The sequence below is a fragment of the Cohnella sp. GCM10012308 genome, assembly GCF_042649185.1.
GTDB lineage: Bacteria > Bacillota > Bacilli > Paenibacillales > Paenibacillaceae > Cohnella.
Genome location: NZ_JBHRYU010000028.1, coordinates 60,978 through 80,737 on the forward strand (window position 1 = coordinate 60,978; position 19,760 = coordinate 80,737).

General features: G+C 57.2%; 14 protein-coding genes and 2 riboswitches. Of the genes, 12 read left to right on the plus strand and 2 right to left on the minus strand.

The window, feature by feature from the left end:
• Positions 1-3: 3 nt before the first annotated feature.
• From ACFOTD_RS24870 to queF, 12 genes are all read left to right on the plus strand, one after another.
• A complete protein-coding gene (locus ACFOTD_RS24870; protein ID WP_378122641.1) occupies positions 4-1,263 on the plus strand; it encodes an FAD-dependent oxidoreductase in 1,260 nt (419 codons plus the stop codon).
• 122 nt (positions 1,264-1,385) lie between these two features.
• Entirely contained in the window at positions 1,386-3,002 is a 1,617-nt protein-coding gene (locus ACFOTD_RS24875) for a response regulator (RefSeq protein WP_378122642.1), read from the plus strand.
• A 37-nt stretch (positions 3,003-3,039) separates the two neighbouring features.
• A complete protein-coding gene (locus tag ACFOTD_RS24880; RefSeq protein ID WP_378122643.1) occupies positions 3,040-4,851 on the plus strand; it encodes a cache domain-containing sensor histidine kinase in 1,812 nt (603 codons plus the stop codon).
• A gap of 103 nt (positions 4,852-4,954) precedes the next feature.
• A complete protein-coding gene (locus ACFOTD_RS24885; RefSeq protein WP_378122676.1) occupies positions 4,955-5,911 on the plus strand; it encodes an ABC transporter permease in 957 nt (318 codons plus the stop codon).
• A gap of 12 nt (positions 5,912-5,923) precedes the next feature.
• Complete coding sequence (locus ACFOTD_RS24890; protein WP_378122644.1) at positions 5,924-6,805, plus strand: carbohydrate ABC transporter permease; 882 nt, start codon at positions 5,924-5,926, stop codon at positions 6,803-6,805.
• A 76-nt stretch (positions 6,806-6,881) separates the two neighbouring features.
• The gene (locus ACFOTD_RS24895) at positions 6,882-8,429 is read left to right on the plus strand and encodes an extracellular solute-binding protein (RefSeq protein ID WP_378122645.1); all 1,548 of its coding nucleotides are present in this window, start codon (positions 6,882-6,884) and stop codon (positions 8,427-8,429) included.
• Positions 8,430-8,587: 158 nt separating this feature from the next.
• Entirely contained in the window at positions 8,588-13,522 is a 4,935-nt protein-coding gene (locus tag ACFOTD_RS24900) for a sugar-binding protein (protein WP_378122646.1), read from the plus strand.
• 166 nt (positions 13,523-13,688) lie between these two features.
• A complete protein-coding gene (locus ACFOTD_RS24905) occupies positions 13,689-14,297 on the plus strand; it encodes a polysaccharide deacetylase family protein (RefSeq protein WP_378122677.1) in 609 nt (202 codons plus the stop codon).
• A gap of 414 nt (positions 14,298-14,711) precedes the next feature.
• Positions 14,712-14,755, plus strand: a riboswitch (PreQ1 riboswitch).
• A 132-nt stretch (positions 14,756-14,887) separates the two neighbouring features.
• Entirely contained in the window at positions 14,888-15,553 is a 666-nt protein-coding gene (gene queC / locus ACFOTD_RS24910) for a 7-cyano-7-deazaguanine synthase QueC (RefSeq protein ID WP_378122647.1), read from the plus strand.
• Positions 15,553-16,017 carry a 6-carboxytetrahydropterin synthase QueD gene (gene queD, locus ACFOTD_RS24915; RefSeq protein ID WP_378122648.1) on the plus strand — a complete coding sequence of 155 codons (465 nt, stop codon included), beginning with the start codon at positions 15,553-15,555 and terminating at the stop codon, positions 16,015-16,017. The genes queC and queD overlap by 1 nt, the downstream gene beginning before the upstream one ends.
• A 46-nt stretch (positions 16,018-16,063) precedes the next feature.
• Positions 16,064-16,768 carry a 7-carboxy-7-deazaguanine synthase QueE gene (gene queE / locus ACFOTD_RS24920; RefSeq protein WP_378122678.1) on the plus strand — a complete coding sequence of 235 codons (705 nt, stop codon included), beginning with the start codon at positions 16,064-16,066 and terminating at the stop codon, positions 16,766-16,768.
• 13 nt (positions 16,769-16,781) lie between these two features.
• Positions 16,782-17,279, plus strand: coding sequence for a preQ(1) synthase (gene queF / locus ACFOTD_RS24925; protein WP_378122649.1), 498 nt, complete (start codon positions 16,782-16,784; stop codon positions 17,277-17,279).
• Between the two features lie 87 nt (positions 17,280-17,366).
• On the opposite strand, the gene ACFOTD_RS24930 is transcribed toward queF, so the two are convergent.
• Together ACFOTD_RS24930 and ACFOTD_RS24935 are read right to left on the minus strand one after the other, a co-directional pair.
• On the minus strand, positions 17,367-18,554 hold the full coding sequence (locus ACFOTD_RS24930) for a mannitol-1-phosphate 5-dehydrogenase (RefSeq protein WP_378122679.1): 1,188 nt from the start codon (positions 18,552-18,554) through the stop codon (positions 17,367-17,369).
• A gap of 156 nt (positions 18,555-18,710) precedes the next feature.
• The gene (locus tag ACFOTD_RS24935) at positions 18,711-19,388 is read right to left on the minus strand and encodes an HAD family hydrolase (RefSeq protein WP_378122650.1); all 678 of its coding nucleotides are present in this window, start codon (positions 19,386-19,388) and stop codon (positions 18,711-18,713) included.
• Between the two features lie 146 nt (positions 19,389-19,534).
• Positions 19,535-19,686, minus strand: a riboswitch (cyclic di-AMP (ydaO/yuaA leader).
• Positions 19,687-19,760 lie beyond the last annotated feature (74 nt).

A 19,760-nucleotide genomic window follows, 5' to 3' on the forward strand; every position in this document is an offset into this window, starting at 1 on the left:
CGAATGAATCATTACGCATTCCAGAAAAACGTGGCCGTCTATGAGAAAGCGGATATTTTGGTCGTAGGAGGCGGTCCAGCGGGAGTGGCTGCCGCGATCGCGGCAGCAAGGCGCGGAAAAAAAGTCACGCTGCTCGAGCAATCCGGACAGTTGGGCGGGATGGGCACCTTGGGAAATGTAAGCGTGTTTATGGGCGTCGGCAACGTGACGGGCATCTATCGCGAGATCATCTCCGAGGCGCTGCCGCAGCAGGCGGTTCCGGACGATCACAAAGGCTCGATCTGGCCGCAGTACAGTCCGTTCCGACTGCGGCACTACTTGAACGAGAAGCTCGAAAAGGAAGGCGTCCGGGTGTTGTTCCACGTCAGCTGCGCGGGAACCGTCACCGAACAGGGACAGGTCAAGGCGGTCATCGCGAATTCGCGCGAAGGACTGCTGGCGTTTGAAGCGGACGTGTTCATCGACTGCACGGGAGACGGGCGCGTGGCGATCGAGGCGGGAGCCGAGTACACGTCGGGGCGCGAAGCCGACGGGATGACCCAGCCCATGACGCTGATGTTCATGATGCAAAATACCGGCCAGCCCGCCATACGGCAGCTGCCGGAGGGCTGTTATCATTACGAGCGCGTATCCGAACTGCCGCAAGGAAGATTGCTTCATTGGGAGCAAAGCGAGCCGGGCAATCTGCTCGTCAACATGACCCGGGTGAAGGGGAACGGAGCCAAAGTCGAGGACGTCAGCTATGCGGAAAAGGAATCGCTGCGGCAAGCGTTCTCCGTCGCCGACTTTTTGCAGCGCAACGGGTTCGAGAACTATGCGCTGTCCCATATTCCGGGGCAGGTCGGCGTCAGGGAGACGAATCAGATTGTCGGTCTTTACACGCTGACGGAGGACGATATCCTGTCCAGCCGAAGATTCGACGATGTCGTGGCGCAGACGAATTACGAGATCGATATTCACAATCCGGACGGCAAGGCAGGCACCGACGAGCGGGAAGTGAAAGGGTACGATATCCCTTACCGCTGTCTGCTTCCGCAAGGCGTGCAAGGCTTGCTCGTAGCGGGGCGCTCGATATCGGCCACGCATGTGGCCATGTCGTCGATGCGGGTTCAGGCGACGTGTTATGCGCTCGGTCAGGCGGCAGGCATCGCTGCCTCGATCGCGTCGGATCAAGGAATCGCGCTGGAGCATGTCGGCGCGGATGAACTGCATGAAGCGCTGGGACAACAGAATGTGGTGTTTTTGAAAAACGCCCGCAAGTGATTCGAACGCAAAAATCGTCTTTACAAGCACAAACGGGTTCGCGCGCCGGAGCAACAGCGAAAGCCGTTTGTGCATTTTTTCGTTATATCGCTCCTTCATGCGCGGCTAGGGAGGCTGGATTGATGTATAAGTTGGTCATTATCGACGATGAGCCGGCCGTCCGGGACGGGCTTGGCAAATTCGTGGATTGGGGCGAATACGGAATCGTATTGGCCGGCACGGCGGACGACGGCGATACGGGACTTGAGCTGATCGAACGGGTGAAGCCCGACATCGTGCTGACGGACGTGATGATGCCGGCGATGGACGGCATCCGGATGTCGAGGGACGTTCGGGAGCGGTTCCCCGAGACGAAGATCGTATTCATCAGCGGCCACAACGACGCGAATTATTTGCGTTCGGCTTTGCAGATCCATGCTGCCGATTATATTTTCAAGCCGGTCAAACGGACAGAGCTTCGGAAGGTCATCGAAGGGGTCGTACAGGACCTGCATGCCAAAGAAAAGGAGCGGCAGCTGCTTAAGGACATGCAGGTCAAGCTGACTCAGAGCATGCCGCTGCTTCGCGAGAAGTTTCTGATGTCGTTGATCCAGGACGGCATCGCAAATGCGGACGAACTGCAGGAAAGAGCGGCGTTCCTCAATCTGTCGCTGCCGCTCGAAACGCCGTATCTCGCGCTGGCCATCACCGTCGACGATTCGGAGGAGGTGTACGGCGGCCGTTCGGAAAGGGACAAGCAGCTCTTGTCCTATTCGCTCTTGAACATCATTCAGGAGCTGATCGACCAGTTTCTGCCCGGGTATGCGTTCGAGAACAGAGCGGCCGAATATGTAGCGCTGCTGGTGCTTGACGACCGGTTGCAGGATCCGGAGGATACGCTGCTCTCGCTCGCAAAGGCGATTCGCGATAATGTGCGGCGGTGGCTGAAGATCGGCGTGACGATCGGCGTCGGAGAGCGCGCCGAGCATATCGGTTTACTGCCTGCGTCCTACCGGCATGCCCGCGAAGCGGCGGACCAAAAGTGGTATATGGGCAAAAATCAGGTGATCACGATGGACAGCCTGGAAAGCGGATCGGCAGGCCCGATCCGGTTCGATTCCCGTCAGAGCGAACGGCTGCTGTCCGGCTTGAAGTCGGGAGAGAAGCACCGGTTGGAGACGGAGCTGGACGGCATCTTCGAGGCGCTGGCGCCGATCCGCAAGGAAGGCTTCAAATACGTCCGGCATGCGGGATTGCAAATGATCGCGCTCGCCGGGAGGCTGCTGCTTGAACTTAACCTGCTTACCCGCGAAAAGGAAGAACAGGAGGCTCGGGCGCTGGATGGGCTGCTGAAGCTGGAGACGAAGGCGGAGCTGCAGCGCTTCGTAAGCGATTACTTATTCGGCATATGCGGCTGGATCCAGGAGAAGCGAAGCGGACGGTCGAGCAACGTCATCGAGCATACGCAGAAATACATAGGCGAGAATTATGCCAAAAACTTATCGGTCGCGGAGATCGCGGCCAGCGTCTACCTCAGCCAAACGTACGTCAGCCTCTTGTTCAAGCAAGAGACCGGGGAGACGATTTACGAATACTTGATGAAGGTCCGCATCGAGAAAGCGAAGGAGCTGCTGCGAGATCCCCGCATCAAGTTCTACGAGGTGTGCGAGCAGGTCGGTTATTCCGATCCGAGCTATTTCGGCAAGCTGTTTAAAAAAATGACCGGGCTTACGCTAAGCGCTTACCGGGATCAGCAGTAGAAGGGGAACGGGGTTCCATGCTAAAGGAGTTGAGCCGGTGAGAAGCGTCCCGCGAAAAAGAAGGAGCCGCGCGTTCGAGCTGTGGGAAGGTTTCGTGGCGGCCAGAAGGTGGATGCTCGCTTACGGGCTTCTGATTTTCCTGCCGGCCTGCATCATGCTGTTCGTCTATTATGAGCAGTCCTCCCGGATTTTGCAGGAGGAGGTGACTCAGACCATGAAGCAGACGTTGAAGCAGACAGGGATTAATCTGAGCTCGCGGCTCGACTACGTGCAAAATTCATCCAATTCCCTATTCATGAACCATAAGCTGTATGAGAGCCTGGACCCCGCTCATCCGATTATCGAGCGCATCAATCAATCGAAGGAATTGCGCAACTTGCTCGAATCGGTGCAAACGGCGCCCGATATCGTCAGGGCGCGCCTTTTTACCGATCCGAATAATCTATACGGCTTCGATTTGTTGAATCTTTTTCCGCTGGAAGAATTAAAAGATCGTCCATGGCGCGAAGACGTATTGAACGCGGGGGGCAGCGTCGTTTGGACGGGCGTTTATGAGGAAAACTATCTGGACGCTGGACCGGCGCGGATTTTTTCCTGTGTCCGGATGCTTAGGCATCCGCGAGATTTCGATCGGACGCTTGGCGTGCTGATGCTCGACGTTCCCGAGAAGATGGTCGCGGACATCGTTTCCGAGCTTGATTTTCCCGCGCAAAGCCGCGTCTATATCATGGACCGCATCGGGACTGTCATTTACAGCCCGGAGCGCGACTTAATCGGCACCAGGTCCGCGCTCGCGAGCGAGCCCGACGAAGGCATCCTCGAACGGTCCGACGGCGGCGTCGATTTGTTCGAGGTGCTCGCGCCTATCAAAACCGCGGATTGGCGGCTCGTGCTGGAGGTGCCCAAGACCGGCCTGACGCACCGTACGACCGCGCTTAGCCAGTGGTCCGGGATCGCGACGATCGCCGGCATGACCGTCATGTTCCTGATTCTCGTGTTCGTGCTGCTGGCGTTCGTCATCAACGGCATGAACCGCCGGATCAAGTCGGTCGTCAAGACGATCCGCACGGAAGGCGTCGAAGGGCTGGAAGAGCCGCGCACGGCAACAGGGGGCGACTTTTATTTGCTGGAGCGGGTCGTCGATCACCTGGTGCATCGGGTGAAGGATCTGATGGAGGAAGCCTATCGTTCGAAAATGCTGGAGCGGGAGGCCGAGCTTCGCGCGCTGCAAGCGCAAATTAATCCGCACTTCCTCTACAACACGCTGGACACGATCAACTGGCTTGCGATCTCCCGCGATGCCGACGATATCAGCCACATGATCGAAAGTCTGTCCGACTATTTCCGGCTCAGCCTGAACAAGGGAAAGGATTATGTATGCTTGGCGGACGAGCTGGAGCTTGCAAGCGTCTATCTGGAAATTCAGCAAAAGCGGTTTCCTTCCACGTTCGCGTTTTTCATCGAAGCGGAGCCGGAAGCGAACGCATGCCTCATTCCGAAGCTGACGCTGCAGCCTATCGTCGAAAATGCGCTCCTGCACGGCATCCGCAAGAACAAGGGCAACCCCGGAACCATCCGCATTCGCGCGCACCGGAACGGCGACGAGCTTGAGATTGCCGTCTCGGACGACGGGATCGGCATGGAGGAGCGGCTGGCTGCCAGCCTGCTGTCCGAATCGCGTCCATCCGAGCGTTCCGAAGGCGGCGGCAGCTCGTACGGACTATACAACGTGAACGAGCGGATCAAGCTGATGGCCGGCTATGAATACGGACTTGCGGTCTTCTCCCGTCCGGGCGAGGGGACGGTCGTGACCATTCGTCTGAAGGCAGCGACTGAGCACCTAACTTAGTAGGATACGACGAGAAAGTGTCGGATTGCCATCTACATCGCGCATCCTCCTGCAGGTAGAATGAAGCCATAAGTGCAGGAGGTGCTACTATGATATGAACGAAATGATTACCCCATTGAAGGAAAAGGCAGAACGGACCCACGTTTTGCGAAAGCGCGAGAGCAGACGGCGAATGGTATGGCGCAACATCGATACTTATTTGCTGCTGGTACCCGGGCTCCTGTTATTGCTCCTCTTCAAATATATTCCCATGTACGGCATCGTGATCGCTTTTCAGGATTACAACATTTTTGACGGGATCTCGGCAAGCGAATGGGTGGGGCTAACGCAGTTCCGCAAGCTCATGCATTCTGCGGAATTCATGCAAGTATTCGCGAATACGCTGCTCATCAGCATCTACAAGATCGTGCTGTTGTTCCCGATCCCGATCCTCATCGCGCTGCTGCTGAACGAGATTCGCTTCACGGCGTTCAAGCGGACCGTCCAGACGATCATTTACATGCCCCACTTTTTGTCCTGGGTTATCATCTCCGGTTTATTCATGACCATCCTGTCTCCCTCCGACGGCCTCGTCAATTCCGTCATTCAATGGTTCGGCGGGGAACCGATCAAGTTTTTTATGGACAACAGCGTGTTCCGAAGCGTCGTCGTGTTCACGGCGGGCTGGAAGGAGATCGGATGGAACGCGATCATCTTCATCGCCGCGCTCGCCGGCATCGAGCAGGAGCAATACGAAGCGGCTTCGATCGACGGCGCAAGCCGGCTTCGGCAGATGTGGCATATCTCGCTTCCCGGGTTATTGCCGACGATCATCCTGATGCTCATTTTAAGACTCGGCATCGTGCTGGATGCGGGTACGGAGCAGATCCTGACGATGTACAATCCGACCGTCTACGAGTCCGGCGATGTCATCGGCACCTTTGTCTACCGGACGGGCCTCGGCAAGATGGATTACAGCTTCAGCACCGCGGTCGGCCTCTTCAATTCGGTCGTCGGCTTCATTCTCGTCGTCTCCGGCAACTGGTTCAGCAAGAGAGTGCTGAAGCGCGGAATCTGGTAAGGGAGAGCTGACATGCACATTCATAAAAGAACGTTTGGCGACTGGGTGCTGGATATCTTCGTTTATGGCTTCTTGATCGGATTGGGACTCGTTACGCTGCTGCCTATGATCCATGTATTTTCCAAATCCGTCAGCTCGGATTGGGCACTCGTGTCGGGACGCGTGGACCTGCTGCCGGTCGGCTTTCAGCTCGATACGCTGATCAACGTCGTTACCTCTTACGCATTCGGCAAGGCCTTCCTCATTTCGGTCATCGTGACGTCGGTGGGGACCTTGCTCAGTATCCTGGTGACGGCCATCACCGCCTATCCGCTGTCCAAGCGGGAGCTGCCCGGCATCTCCGCCATCATGGTCTTGTTCGTCTTCACGATGCTGTTCAACGGAGGGCTCATTCCCAATTACCTGTTGATTCGCGAGCTGCATCTGATTAACAGCCTGTGGTCGCTTATCTTGCCGGCGATGATCAGCGTTTTTAACATGCTGGTCATCAAGAGCTATTACGAAGGGCTTCCGGAAGCGCTTGAGGAATCGGCGCGGATCGACGGAGCGAGGTCTTATACGATTCTGTTCCGCATCATTTTACCGCTCAGCATGCCCGTTCTCGCCACGATCGCCTTGTTCTATGCCGTAGGGTTTTGGAACGATTACTTCAGTCCGATGCTCTACATCAGCGATCCTGCGCTCAAAACGCTGCAATTGCATCTGCGCGACGTCGTGATGGAGAACGATACGGCGAACGCGATCAACAGGTCGGCGGACGATCTGATGAATATGTCGCCGGAAAGCATCCGGGCCGCTACAGTGGTCGCCTCTACCGTCCCCATTCTTCTCGTGTATCCGTTTCTGCAGAAGTATTTTATCAAGGGCGTATTGATCGGCTCCGTCAAAGGCTGACACTGCATTAACGCCGGCGGAAAAAACCGCCGCTTAATGATAAATCGCAAACATTCATGGGAGGTTTTAAAAAGAGATGAAAAAATCGATGAAATGGGTCGCGTTCCCTGCGACGCTTAGCCTCATGCTGCTGTCCGCTTGCGGATCGAACGGCGAGGGAGCGGGCAATGCGCAGAATAGCGCCTCTGCGCCGTCAAGTCAGTCCCCGTCGACAAGCGAAGCTGCCAAGCCCGAATTGAAAGCGCTTATGCGCCTCGGTCCCAACTTCGAGAAAGATCCGATCGCCGCCATGCTGGAAGAGAAGACCGGCTACAAAGTGAATTACGAAGCGCTCCCGGTGGATAAGCCGGAAGACAAACTCAATCTGCTGATCGCTTCCTCCGAGCCGTACGACATCGTATCGACGGGCGGAGACAGCAGCTCCAAAGCGATCTATGCCGATTATGCCAAAAAAGGCGCGCTGGTCGATCTGACGCCGCTCATCGAAAAATTCGGCAAAAACATCAAAGCGTCGCTGTCCGCAGAGACGCTGGAGATGGCCAAGGTAGACGGCAAAATCTATGCGATTCCGACGAGGTCGATCGAATCCGTCGGCACGAGCCTGATGATCCGCAAGGATTGGCTGGAAAAGCTGGGCCTGCAGGTGCCGACGACGCTCGACGAGCTGACGGCCGTCCTTCAGGCGTTCAAGGAAAAGGATCCCGGCGGCAACGGCGCCAAAAACATCCCGATGGCCATCAAGGGCGACGTTCCGATGGTCGACAACCTCGTCGGCGCCTTCGGCATCGTCAACGATTGGAACGACGTGGACGGCAAGCTGATTCCCCGCGCCATGAATCCATCGTTCAAGGAATATCTGACGTACATGTCCGATCTTTACAAACAAGGGCTGCTGGATCAGGAGTTCGCGATCAACAAGGACGCGACGGTGAAGGAAAAGTTCACGAACGGCAAGGCGGGCGTCATCGTGCTGCACTGGGCCGACATTCCCCAGATCGACGATGCGCTCAAGAAAAACTTCCCCGACGCGACGTATGCGTACATTCCGGCGCTGGCAGGCAAGGACGGCCAGGTAGGTCTGGCCCAGTCCTCCGGCTTCGACCGGATCACCTTTGTGCCCAAGTCCTCCAAGCATCCCGAAGACGCGATCAAATGGATCGACGCCAAGCTGGACCCGGACACGTTCAAAAACATGGCGATCGGCCTCGAGGGCACGCACCATACGTTCAAGGACGGAAATTACTACCCGATCCTGCCGATCTTCAATGACGAGCGCGGCTCGGCCAGCAACTATTTGACAGGCATCGACGAGAAAAATTATCCGATCTATTGGCAGGCCCGCGTTCGCAAGGACGAGCGGCTCTACAAGGGCTGGGAAGCGCTGAACAAGCAGCAGAAGCCGGAAGCGTTCAAGAAAAATCCGTTGGGCTTGGCGCCTTATTTGCCGGATTACTCCAAGGAAGACGCGCAGCTCGGCCAGATGGTCAACGATTATGCCGTCAAAGTGATCGTCGGCGCCGAGCAGCTGAACGGATTCGACGCGTTCACGGACAAATACAAAAAGGCGGGCGGCCAAACGAGCTACGACGAAATCAACGCCTGGTACGCGACGGTTCGCAAATAAAGCATTAAACGAATGGAAGGCATTGCGGCAGTCTGCCGGCGTCTCTTGGCCAGCGCAGGCTGCCGCAGCCATATCTCTTCTCAAAAAGTAAATTACGCAAAGGGGGGATGAACGCTGTAAGTCGGGCATGTGGATATCCATTATGGGAGGGAATTGGGATGATCGGCTTGGAATTATCGAAAAGATGGAAATCGCGCGTTGTTTTGATGCTCTTTTTTCTAATCGGTATGCTCCTGTTCAATGTTAAATCCCTCAATGCCGCTCAACCTGAAGCTTACAATTGGCAAAATGTGCGCATCGGCGGAGGCGGCTTCGTAACCGGAATCGCCATTCACCCGACGGAGCCGGATCTTGTCTATATTCGCACCGACGTCGGCGGCGCCTTGCGCTGGGACGCGGCCAACCAGAAGTGGATCCCGCTTTTGAATGCGGTTCCACGCGAGAAATACAATTACTACGGCGTTGACAGCATTGCGCTCGATCCGTCGGATCCGAACGTGGTGTACGTCGCAGCGGGCAAATACAACTATGTCGGAGCGCCGGCGGACATTCTGAAGTCGACGGACCGGGGAGCCACGTGGACGCCGACCGGCTTCGGCCCCAGACATTACGGCAACGGGTCTGGCCGGGATCTGGGCGAACGGCTTGCCGTGGATCCGAACGACGGTCAGATCGTCTACATGGGAACACGGTACGACGGGCTCTGGAAGAGCACGTCCGGCGCGAGCAACAACTCGTGGCAGCAGGTGACGAGCTTCCCGACCGTCGGCGCCGATCCGACCGGACTCAACTTCGTGCTGTTCGACAAGAGTACGGGGTCTCCGGGCGCCGCGACGCAAACGATCTATGTCGGCGTCAAGGGCACCGGTATTTACCGAAGCACGGACGGGGGCGCGTCCTGGGCGCTGATGAACGGCAGCCCGCTGACGCCTCGTCGGGCTATCCTTGCCGGCGGCACCCTGTACGTCACTTATGAAACAGGCGTTGCCAAGTACGCGGGCGGGGCTTGGACCGATATAACGCCGCCTTCGGCAGGAAGATACAACGGCATTACGGTAGATCCCACCAACCCGAACATCGTGATGACGGCCATCGAGGATGGCTCCAACACGCCGGCGCCGATCTACCGGTCGACGAACGGCGGCACGAACTGGACGCAGATTACCTTCGTCAAGCATCAAAACGTTCCTTGGTGGACGAGTAACTGGTTCGCCGCCAATACGTCCACCTTGACCATCGATCCCCATGATCCGAAGCGGGTGTGGCTGACAGACTTCTACGGCACATGGCGTACGGACGATATAACGGCAAGTCCTTCCCATTGGTATACGTACGAAGAGGGCCACGAGGAAGTGGTGACGTTCGCCCTGCGCAGTACGCCGATCGGCGCGCCGCTGCTGAGCGGTCACGCGGACGTCGACGGCATGCGCCATACGTCGCTCACGGCGTTTCCAAGCGCCAAATTCGGGGGCCCGACGATGGGCGATACGGTTTCCATCGATTTTCAGGAGAGCAATCCGAACTTCATCGCCCGGGTAGGCACCACGCGATATGCCAGCACGGCAAGCGGGGGCTACAGCACCAACAACGGGGCGACCTGGACGGCGTTTACCAGTTCGCCGGGAATCGCCGGCCGCATCGCCGTATCGGCCGGCAGCGAGACGATGGTCTGGGTGCCCCAGTACGGCAGCCCGCTTTATTCGACCGATCGGGGACAGTCGTGGACGCCGGGCACGGGCGCGCCGTCCGGAGCCGTGCACGATTTCTGGGTCTGGTACCAGCCGCTGGCGTCCGACCGCGTCAATAACAATACGTTTTATCTGTTGGAACGCGGGACGTGGAAGTTGTTCCGCAGCACGGACGGTGGGGCTTCCTGGGGGCTTGCTTCCACAATACCGGTATCGCTGAGCAAGACGCCCGCGTATTTCAGCCTTAAGGCAGCCCCGGGCAAGGCGGGAGAACTGTGGGCAAGCCTGGATGCGGGAGGTCTGTGGCGCTCCAGCAATGCGGGCGATACCTGGACGCAGGTGCCGAACGTACAGCAGGCGACGCTGTTCGCATTCGGTAAAAACAAGCTCGGCGCTCCGGATCCTACCGTTTTCGTATACGGCAAGGTGGACAATACCGTCGGTATTTTCCGCTCCGACGACTTCGGCGCCACCTGGGTGAAGATCGACGCGCTCGACCCCGCGATCGGCGACGAAGCCAATACGATGGAAGGCGACCGTCAGACGTGGGGGCGCGTATATATCGGAACGAACGGCAACGGCGTTTATTACGGCGATACCTTGATGAGCGAAGGGACCGATACGGAGCCGCCGTCGACCCCTTCGAGCTTGTCGTCTCCGTCGCATACGTCGGCGACCGTCAACCTGTCCTGGACGGCTTCGACCGATAATACCGGCGTGGCGGGCTACAACATTTATAACGGAGGCACTTATGTCGGAGCCACCACGACGCCTTCGAGCACCAGCTATACCGTAAGCGGCTTAACGCCTAACACGACTTATTCATTTACGGTAAAAGCCAAAGACGGCGCGGGCAATCTGTCGGCTGCGAGCAATGCGATAAGCGTGACGACGGCGTCTCCGCCGGCGCCGCCGACAAGTCTGACGATGACATCGGCTACGCTCACGAGCCTCACGCTGAGTTGGAGCCCGCCGTCCAATATGTCCGGCGTCGTCGGCTACAACCTGTACGTCGGCTCCAAGCAGGTGGCCGCTACCTCGGGTACGACATACACGCTTACGAACTTGCTTCCGAGCCGAACCTACTCGGTTACGGTTCGTGCGTTCGACGCCGCAGGCAGTACGTCTGCAGCGAGCAATACGCTTGCCGCGACGACCTCGGCAGGTCCGGGCACGCTCGCCTTCAGCGACGATTTTCAGGATGGTGTTGCGGACGGCTGGACCTCCGTGAACGGGATCTGGTCCGTCGTAACGTCGGGCGGATCCAAGGTTTATAGACAATCGTCCTGGCCGACGGTCGATTCGTTCAGCACTGTCGATGCAAGCGCGTATACCAATTACAGCGTGGAAACGAATATTAAACTTACGCAGAACGACAGCGACCTGGCTGCCGGAATTACCGCTCGCTATCAGGACCCGGGCAACTTTTACTACTTCCGGGTCAAGGCGGGCAAGCTGCAGATCGGGAAATCGGTGAACGGGATCATCACGATTCTGACCGCGAAAAATTACATCATGACGACAAACGTCGTATACTCGTTCACGGCAGTATTGAACAACAGCACGCTGGAATTATATGTGAACGGGTTCAAGGAATTGTCGGTTACGGACACGAGTCTTACCTCCGGTAAAATCGGTCTGTACGCCTTCAAAACAAGCGTGGAATTCGATGACGTAAAAGTCGTTCGCGACCGCGATTTTGCGTCGCCGACGGCGCCCGGCAATTTGCGCCTGACGTCAAAGAGCGAGACGACGGCAGACCTGGCATGGGACGCATCGACGGACAATGTGGGCGTCACCCAATACGAGGTGTATCAGGGCTCGGCTTTGATCGCGACAGTCACGACCAACACGTATTCCGCGACCGGGCTCGCGGCGAATACGGCCTATGCCTTCAGCGTGAAAGCGAAGGATGCGGCAGGCAACGTGTCCGCGGCGAGCGCCGCGCTAAATGTCACGACCGATCCGTATCTGTATCAGGCGAAGAAGACGATCGCCGCCGTAACCGTGAACGGATCGCTTGACGAAGCAGGCTGGTCGGCGTCCGCGTTCAAGCAAATCAAGAAAGCGATCGTCGGCACGCCGAACAATACGGCCCAATTCAGCGTCTTGTGGGACAACAATTATTTGTACGTGGGCGTCAAAGTCCTCGACGGCAATCTGTACAACACCTCTTCGCTGCCCTATTACGATGACTCGATCGAGATTTATATCGACAGCAACAACAATAAGGGTACGACGTATGACAGCTACGACCAGCAGTATGTAAAGGGCTGGAACGACAGCACGCTCTGGCTGCAGAGAACGATGCCGAGTGGCGTGCTGCATGGATGGGCGCCGATTCCGGGCGGATACAGCGTGGAGCTGGCGATTCCGTGGAGCTCGCTCGGCCTTGCGCCGACCGCCGGCTTGACCGTCGGCTTCGACGTGGCGAACAACGACACGGATACCGGCACCGGCCGCGAGAGCCAGCTGATGTGGGCGGGAACGAACGACAACTGGACGAATACGTCCGCTTTCGGTAGCCTGCAGCTATCCTCCGTTTCGATCGGAGATACGCAGCCGCCGACAGCGCCTGCGAATTTGACAGTGCCCGCTCACACCGACCGGACAGCGACCTTGTCCTGGACGGCTTCGACGGACAATGTCGGCGTGACCGGCTACAACGTTTATAACGGTACCAGTTTGGTTGCATCCGTCGCTTCGACGACCTATACGGTCACCGGGCTGACGCCGGAAGCCAGCTATACGTTTCATGTGAAGGCGAAAGACGCGGAAAACAACGTATCGGCGGCGAGCAACACGGCCAGCGTCACGATGGATGCGTCCTACACGCTGCTCTCCGTCGCCAAAACAAGCGCCGCTATCCAGGTGGACGGCTCGCTGGGCGAAACGGCATGGGCCATCGCCAAACAAGTGAGCAAAGACGTGAGCGGGACCGGCAACAACACGACAAAGTTCGGGGTGTTATGGGACGACAATTATTTGTACGTCGGAATCACCGTCCTCGACGCCGACCTGTACAACAATTCGCCTGAGCCCTATGCCGACGATTCCGTCGAGATTTATATCGACGGCGATCATAACAAGGGCACGATCTACGACAGCTTTGACAGGCAATTTATTAAAGGCTGGAACGACAGCGCCTTGTTTGAGGGGCGAAGCCTCACGAACGGCGTGCAGCATGCATGGGCTACAATAACCGGCGGATATAGCGTGGAGCTGGCGATTCCATGGACTTCGCTGGGGATCACGCCGTCCGCGGGGATGATCATCGGCTTTGACGTAGCGAACAATGACGAGGACAATGGCAACGGCAGGCAAAGCCAGACAGTATGGGCCGGAGATTCTGCGAACTGGACGAATACGTCCGCCTTCGGGGAACTGAAGCTAATGGCGCCGTAAGAGCGAGAAGCTAAGGAAGCCAAAGAAGCCAAAGAAGCCAAAGAAGCCAAAGAAGCACCTGTTGCTTATAACGTCGGTTCCGGTATGCGGCAGAGGGATGCAAGCCTCGCCCATACCGGACCGTATGTCAAAGGAATGACAGAGAGGAGTAGATGGAAGGGTGGAAGTGATACGCCGCGTTCCCACATCGCAAAAAGCGGTTGCTTTTACGTTCGACGACGGTCCGCATCCCATATATACGTCGCAATTGCTGGATCTTTTCGATGCGGTTTCCGGGCGCGCTACGTTTTTCATGATGGGTAAACAAATGGCGCTTTATCCCGAGACCGCTATGGAGGTCCATGCCAGGAACCATGAGATCGGGAACCATTCTTATACTCATCCTTATATGACGCAAATCGGATTGGACGAATGCGAGCGCGAGCTGTTCGATACGGACAGCTTGATTACAAAAATTACAGGCGTCCGTCCCGCCGTGATGCGTCCACCTTACCTCGATTACAGCTCGGACGTCCACGCGATTACGTCCCGGCTGAATTATCGCGTCATAGGCGCGCTCAACGGAGAAGCCAAAGACTGGGGCACGCCCGGCGTCGATCATATTCTCGAAGCCACTCGAAAGCACGTCGGATGCGGAAGCATCCTGCTCTTTCACGACGGCTTTGGCGACAGGTCCCAAACCATCGAAGCCGTTCGGATTTTAATCAATGAATTGACGGATGAAGGTTATAGGCTCGTAACTGTCAGCGAGCTCCTGCATTTGTCTGAATCGTGAATGAGACCGTCGTACGCTAAACGGCATAGTCATTTTTAATTTGCCATTCCATTATCCCATCGGTTCAGCTTGCGGAGAGCGGCCTGATCTGAACCGATGGGATAGTGGGACGACATGCTCGATCGAAGTGCACCGCTGAGCCGATGGGATAGTGGGACGACATGCGCGATCGAAGTACAATACTGAGCCGATGGGATAATGGGACGACATGCGCGATCGAAGTGCACCGCTGAGCGGATGGGATAGTGGGATGAATCGAATAAATGTATCGTCCTGTTTTCGCACTCCAGTATTTTACATGTGGCAGCCGCTTAGAAGTTGCTGGCGGGGGTTTGGCCGAGTGTGGTATATTACCTACCGTACAACTAAAGATTAAATCCGGGCGAGGTTGTTCTGCAAGGACGGCCGGCAGCGCCGGGAGAGGTTCGCGAACTCCCTCTATAAAAAACTATGCAAAAGCGGCGGCTCGCTATGGGCGCTGTCGTTTTTGACGTTCGGCGCGAAGCGGCTATAGGCCCGCTTCGCGCCGTTTCTTTAGCTTCGGGAATTCAGAGACCTCTCTCCTGATGCCCAACTAGGAGAGTGCAGCGATGAAACAGGAAAAAGCGGTCGTCGTATTCAGCGGCGGCCAGGATAGTACGACTTGTCTGTTCTGGGCGAAGGAAAACTTCGCCGAGGTGGAGACCGTCACCTTCAAGTACGGTCAGCGGCATGCGCTGGAGACGGAGATCGCCGCCACGATCGCGGCAGAGCTCGGCGTACGCCATCACCTGCTGGATATGTCGCTGCTCGGGCAATTGACGCCGAATGCGCTGACCCGCAGCGACATCGAGATCAAGCAGGAAGAGGGCGAGCTGCCAACGACTTTTGTCGACGGTCGCAATTTGCTTTTCCTCAGTTTCGCGGCCGTGCTGGCCAAGCAAGTCGGTGCCAAGCATATCGTGACCGGCGTCTGCGAAACGGATTTCAGCGGGTATCCCGACTGCCGCGACGTGTTCGTCAAATCTCTGAACGTGACGCTGAATCTGGCGATGGACTATCCGTTTGTCATCGATACGCCGCTCATGTGGCTCAGCAAAGCGCAGACCTGGGCGTTGGCCGACCGGCTCGGCGCGTTTGAATTCGTCAGAGATCGCACGCTGACCTGCTACAACGGCATTCCGGCCGCAGGATGCGGGGAGTGCCCTGCCTGCAAGCTTCGCGCAAACGGACTGGCAATCTATCTTGGCGAAGCCGCAAAGGAGGGCGTACGCTGATGCTGCAGCAGATCTATCCGGTCGTCCCGCATCCGTATCGCTATGAGCTTAACAAGGATTTTCAATTTGCCGCTGCGCACTTCATACCAGCCGAGACAGCAGGCAAATGCAGTCAAATACACGGTCACACCTACTTCGTCAATGTCACCGTCGCCGGAGACACGCTGGATGAAGCGGGATTTCTCGTAAACTTTTCGGATATCAAGACGCTCATTCATGCACGCTTCGACCATACTTTGCTGAATGACGATACGGATAGCTTCAATGCTGAGGATCCGAATCGTTTTCCGACGACGGAGGTCGTGGCAAAGACGATCTGCGAGCTCGTGCAGAGCCATCTGGACGGGCGGCCGAATCATGCCGTTTGCCTGCAGGTGTTCTTAAGGGAGACGCCGACCAGCTACTGCGTCTATCGGCCATGGCCTAAAGTATTCAAGAGACCGGCGGGTGACGCGCGTGCTTAAGCAGGCGCCGAGTCCGCAGGAGAGCCGCGCGGCTCGCATTCCGGTGATGGAAATATTCGGTCCGACGGTTCAGGGCGAAGGCATGGTCATCGGCAGGAAGACGAGATTCGTCCGCACGGCCGGCTGCGACTACCGGTGCAGCTGGTGCGATTCGGCCTTCACATGGGACGGCACCGGCAAAGACGACATCCGCTTGATGAGCCCGGACGATGTTGTACGAGAGCTGACCGCGCTCGACGGATCCGCACCGGATCACGTGACGCTGTCGGGCGGCAATCCCGCGTTGCTGCCGCAGCTCGGGGCGCTGCTCGGCGCGCTCCGCGCGGCGGGAGCGGTCGTCGCCCTGGAGACGCAAGGCAGCAAATGGCAGGATTGGTTCATGGAGATCGACGAGTTGACGATATCGCCCAAGCCGCCGAGCTCCGGCATGACGACCGATTGGGCTGCGCTAGAGCGAATCGTCGCCCGTCTTGCGCAGGGCGGCCGCAATTTCAGCCTAAAGGTTGTCGTCTTTGACGAGGATGACCTGGCCTACGCAGCTGACGTGCATCGGCGCTTTCCCGGCATTCCGTTTTATTTGCAGGCAGGCAACGGTAGCCTCGACGAGCAGGATCGCAAGCAGCTGCTGCCCTATTTGCTGGCGCGTTATGAATGGCTGGTCGATCGAGTCGTCGCCGATCCGGATCTGCGAGACGTACACGTACTGCCCCAGCTGCACACCTGGATCTGGGGGAACAAGAAAGGCGTATAAGGAGGCCGCGATCATGGCGGGAAGAAGCAAAGAAGAGCTGGCGGGCGTATCGCTCCTCGGCAACCAGGGCACTTCATACGCAAGCACGTACGCGCCCGAGGTGCTGGAATCGTTCGACAACAAGCATCCGGGCCGGGATTACTTCGTCAAGTTCAACTGTCCTGAATTCACCAGTCTGTGCCCGATGACAGGGCAGCCGGATTTTGCGACGATCTATATCTCGTACATTCCGAACGTGAAGATGGTGGAGAGCAAGTCGCTTAAGCTATACTTGTTCAGCTTCCGCAACCATGGCGATTTTCACGAGGACTGCATGAACATCATTATGAACGATCTCATCGAACTGATGGCGCCCCGGTATATCGAAGTATGGGGGAAGTTTACGCCAAGAGGCGGCATCTCCATCGATCCTTATTGCAACTGGGGACAGCCTGGCACCAAATACGAGGCGATGGCCGAGCATCGGCTGCTGAACCACGATCTGTACCCGGAAAAGGTGGACAACCGATAGGTTGAACGGAAAGCCGCCGTATCATACGCAAGGAGCTGCCTGACTGTCCGCCTCGCGCGGACTGCCAGTGCAGCTCCTTTTAACGTCTTAGCTATGGGCGCTACTTGCGTCACTTGCGCTATTTAAGCGACTTGCGCTTTGCGTGCGCAGCTCGCCTACGGCGGCGATAAGCTCGGCATGAAGCGCGTGCCGGGCCGGAATGCCCATGTGCTGCGCGATAAATGCGGACAATCCGTTCTCACGCAGCGCGTCCTGCAGCTGAACGGACTCCGGATCGCCGGCGTACCGGTACAAAATCCCAGCAGCCGCGGCGGCTGTCAAATGCGGCACGGCCAGTCCGAGCTCATGCGCCTCCAGCAGCGGACGAACGATTCGCTCGCCGCGCGACAGCTTGCGCAGCGGCGAACGCGCTACCCGCGTGACGTCGTCTACAATCGCGGGATTGGCGAAGCGCTCCAGCGTTTTGTCGATATAAAGGCGATGCTCGTCGCGGTCCAGACCGTATTTACGGACGAGCAGTTCCCCGGTCTCCTCCAGCGTCTGCCGGACCAGGAGACGCAGCGGCGCGCTCCTCAGCACCTCTTGGAGCGTACGGCAACCTGACCGATGCCCCAGATAAGCGGCCACACAATGCCCCGTGTTGACGGTATACAGCTTGCGCGCCATATAAGGTTCGAGCTTGTCGGCAAAAATGGCGCCGCGGATGCGGCGAAAGTCAGGCCGCAGCGGATGGCGGTCGATGATCCATTCGTAAAAGGGCTCGACCTTGATTGCGAGCGGATCGTCGCTCGGCTGCGCGGGAACGATGCGGTCGATCATGGAATCGGGGAAGATAACGCTGCGGTCTGCGCGGGCGCGGCCTTCCGCGGACAATTTTTCGTAAATGTGCTTTTTAAGCTGCGTACTTCCTCTGACCGCATTTTCGCATGCGATAATATACAGCGGATGGCTGTGCGTCGCCAATCTTAGCTCCAAGCCTGCGGCGATCGTCGCGGCGATCGCCGGCAGCGAAGCGGCGCCTACGGCGGTGGTTAAAATATCCGCGTTGAGAATACGGCGCTTGACTTCCTCGCCATTCTTGATGTGAACGGCGGTAACGTTGCGAACCACTTCGGTCTGTTCGGATTCGTCCGCATAAGTCACTGTATATTGCTGTTGCTGCTTCAGGCGGGCAATCTGCGTCTCGTTGCGGGCGACGAAGCACACCTCGTAGCCCGACTTTGACAGCTGCATGCCGATGAATCCCCGGCCGATGTTGCCGGCACCGAAGTGCACGGCCAACGGCTTTTGATTGCGCGGACGCGGATAGGCTCTTGCGGATGTCCTTTCAGTATGCCTTGCAGCGACAATTTCATAGCGAACACTCAAATGACCTCTCCCCTTTATCATTTTTTGAATTAAATAGTAAGAATATTGCGAAAATATAAGGGGTCAGCCGGCAACCGCCTCGTTGACGATTCGATGAAAATCCAGCTCCAACAGCGATTCGACCCGGCGCAGGCAGCCGCCGAATTCAAGACGCTCGGTCAACGGATTAGGCGTTACGATGCAGCGAATGCCCGCGGCTTCGGCGGCTTTGGCGCCGTTAGGCGAGTCTTCGATCGCGATCGCCTCGAGGGCGGACACGCCGAGCGCACGCAGAGCTTGCGAATAAAGCTCGGGGCTCGGCTTCACTTCGCTGACGTCGTCGGCCGTGCGGATGCAATCGAAGTAGTCGTAGATGCCCAGCTTCTTGAGATGGGTCTCGACCCATTCCCTGCGAGAGCTCGAGGCAAGACCGATCTTGAGTCCGGCCGCCTTCGCGCTATTGAGGAAATGAAGAACGCCGGGTCGCATTTCTTCGCGTTCCATCAGCTTGCCGTGCAGCTCGTGCACCGACTCGCGGAATAAATCCGGGTCGATCGGCAGCTTGAGATCGGTGATCAGATATTCATAGGGGTTAAACTTGTGAAGGCTCGTGCCGATGCAGCCGGCGTACATGTCCAGGGACAAGTCCACCTCGTACTCCCGGTATGCGGACTTAAAAGCTTCGTACCATGCAGTCTCGGTGTCGAGGATCGTACCGTCAAAATCGAAAATAACAGCCTTTGTTCGCGATGCGATAGTCATAGGTTTTCAAATCCCTCCATGAAGTTATTCTGCTCTTCCGAACAACGGCGAGAGGGGGGACGCCGGCGATGGGCCGCTGGCAGAAAATAAAAAGACCCTTCAAACCTGAAGGGCCGCGGATTCTAAATGAAATTTAGAAAATCTAATGGACCCATCTTCAAACGCTGACGAGGTTAGCTGACGGACTCGGGTAAGATGGTACCCTACTGACCGGATCTCCTGCGATCCTGTCTCGATTCGCCCCAAAACGTGGTTCCCCCGCTCTCCGGCCGTGCCGGAAACTAAGCTTACATCCATGTTAAAGGTCCATCCAAAGGCTGTCAAGTTTGGTTAATCGATGTATGCGGTATCATTCAAAATGAATTCGCTGTC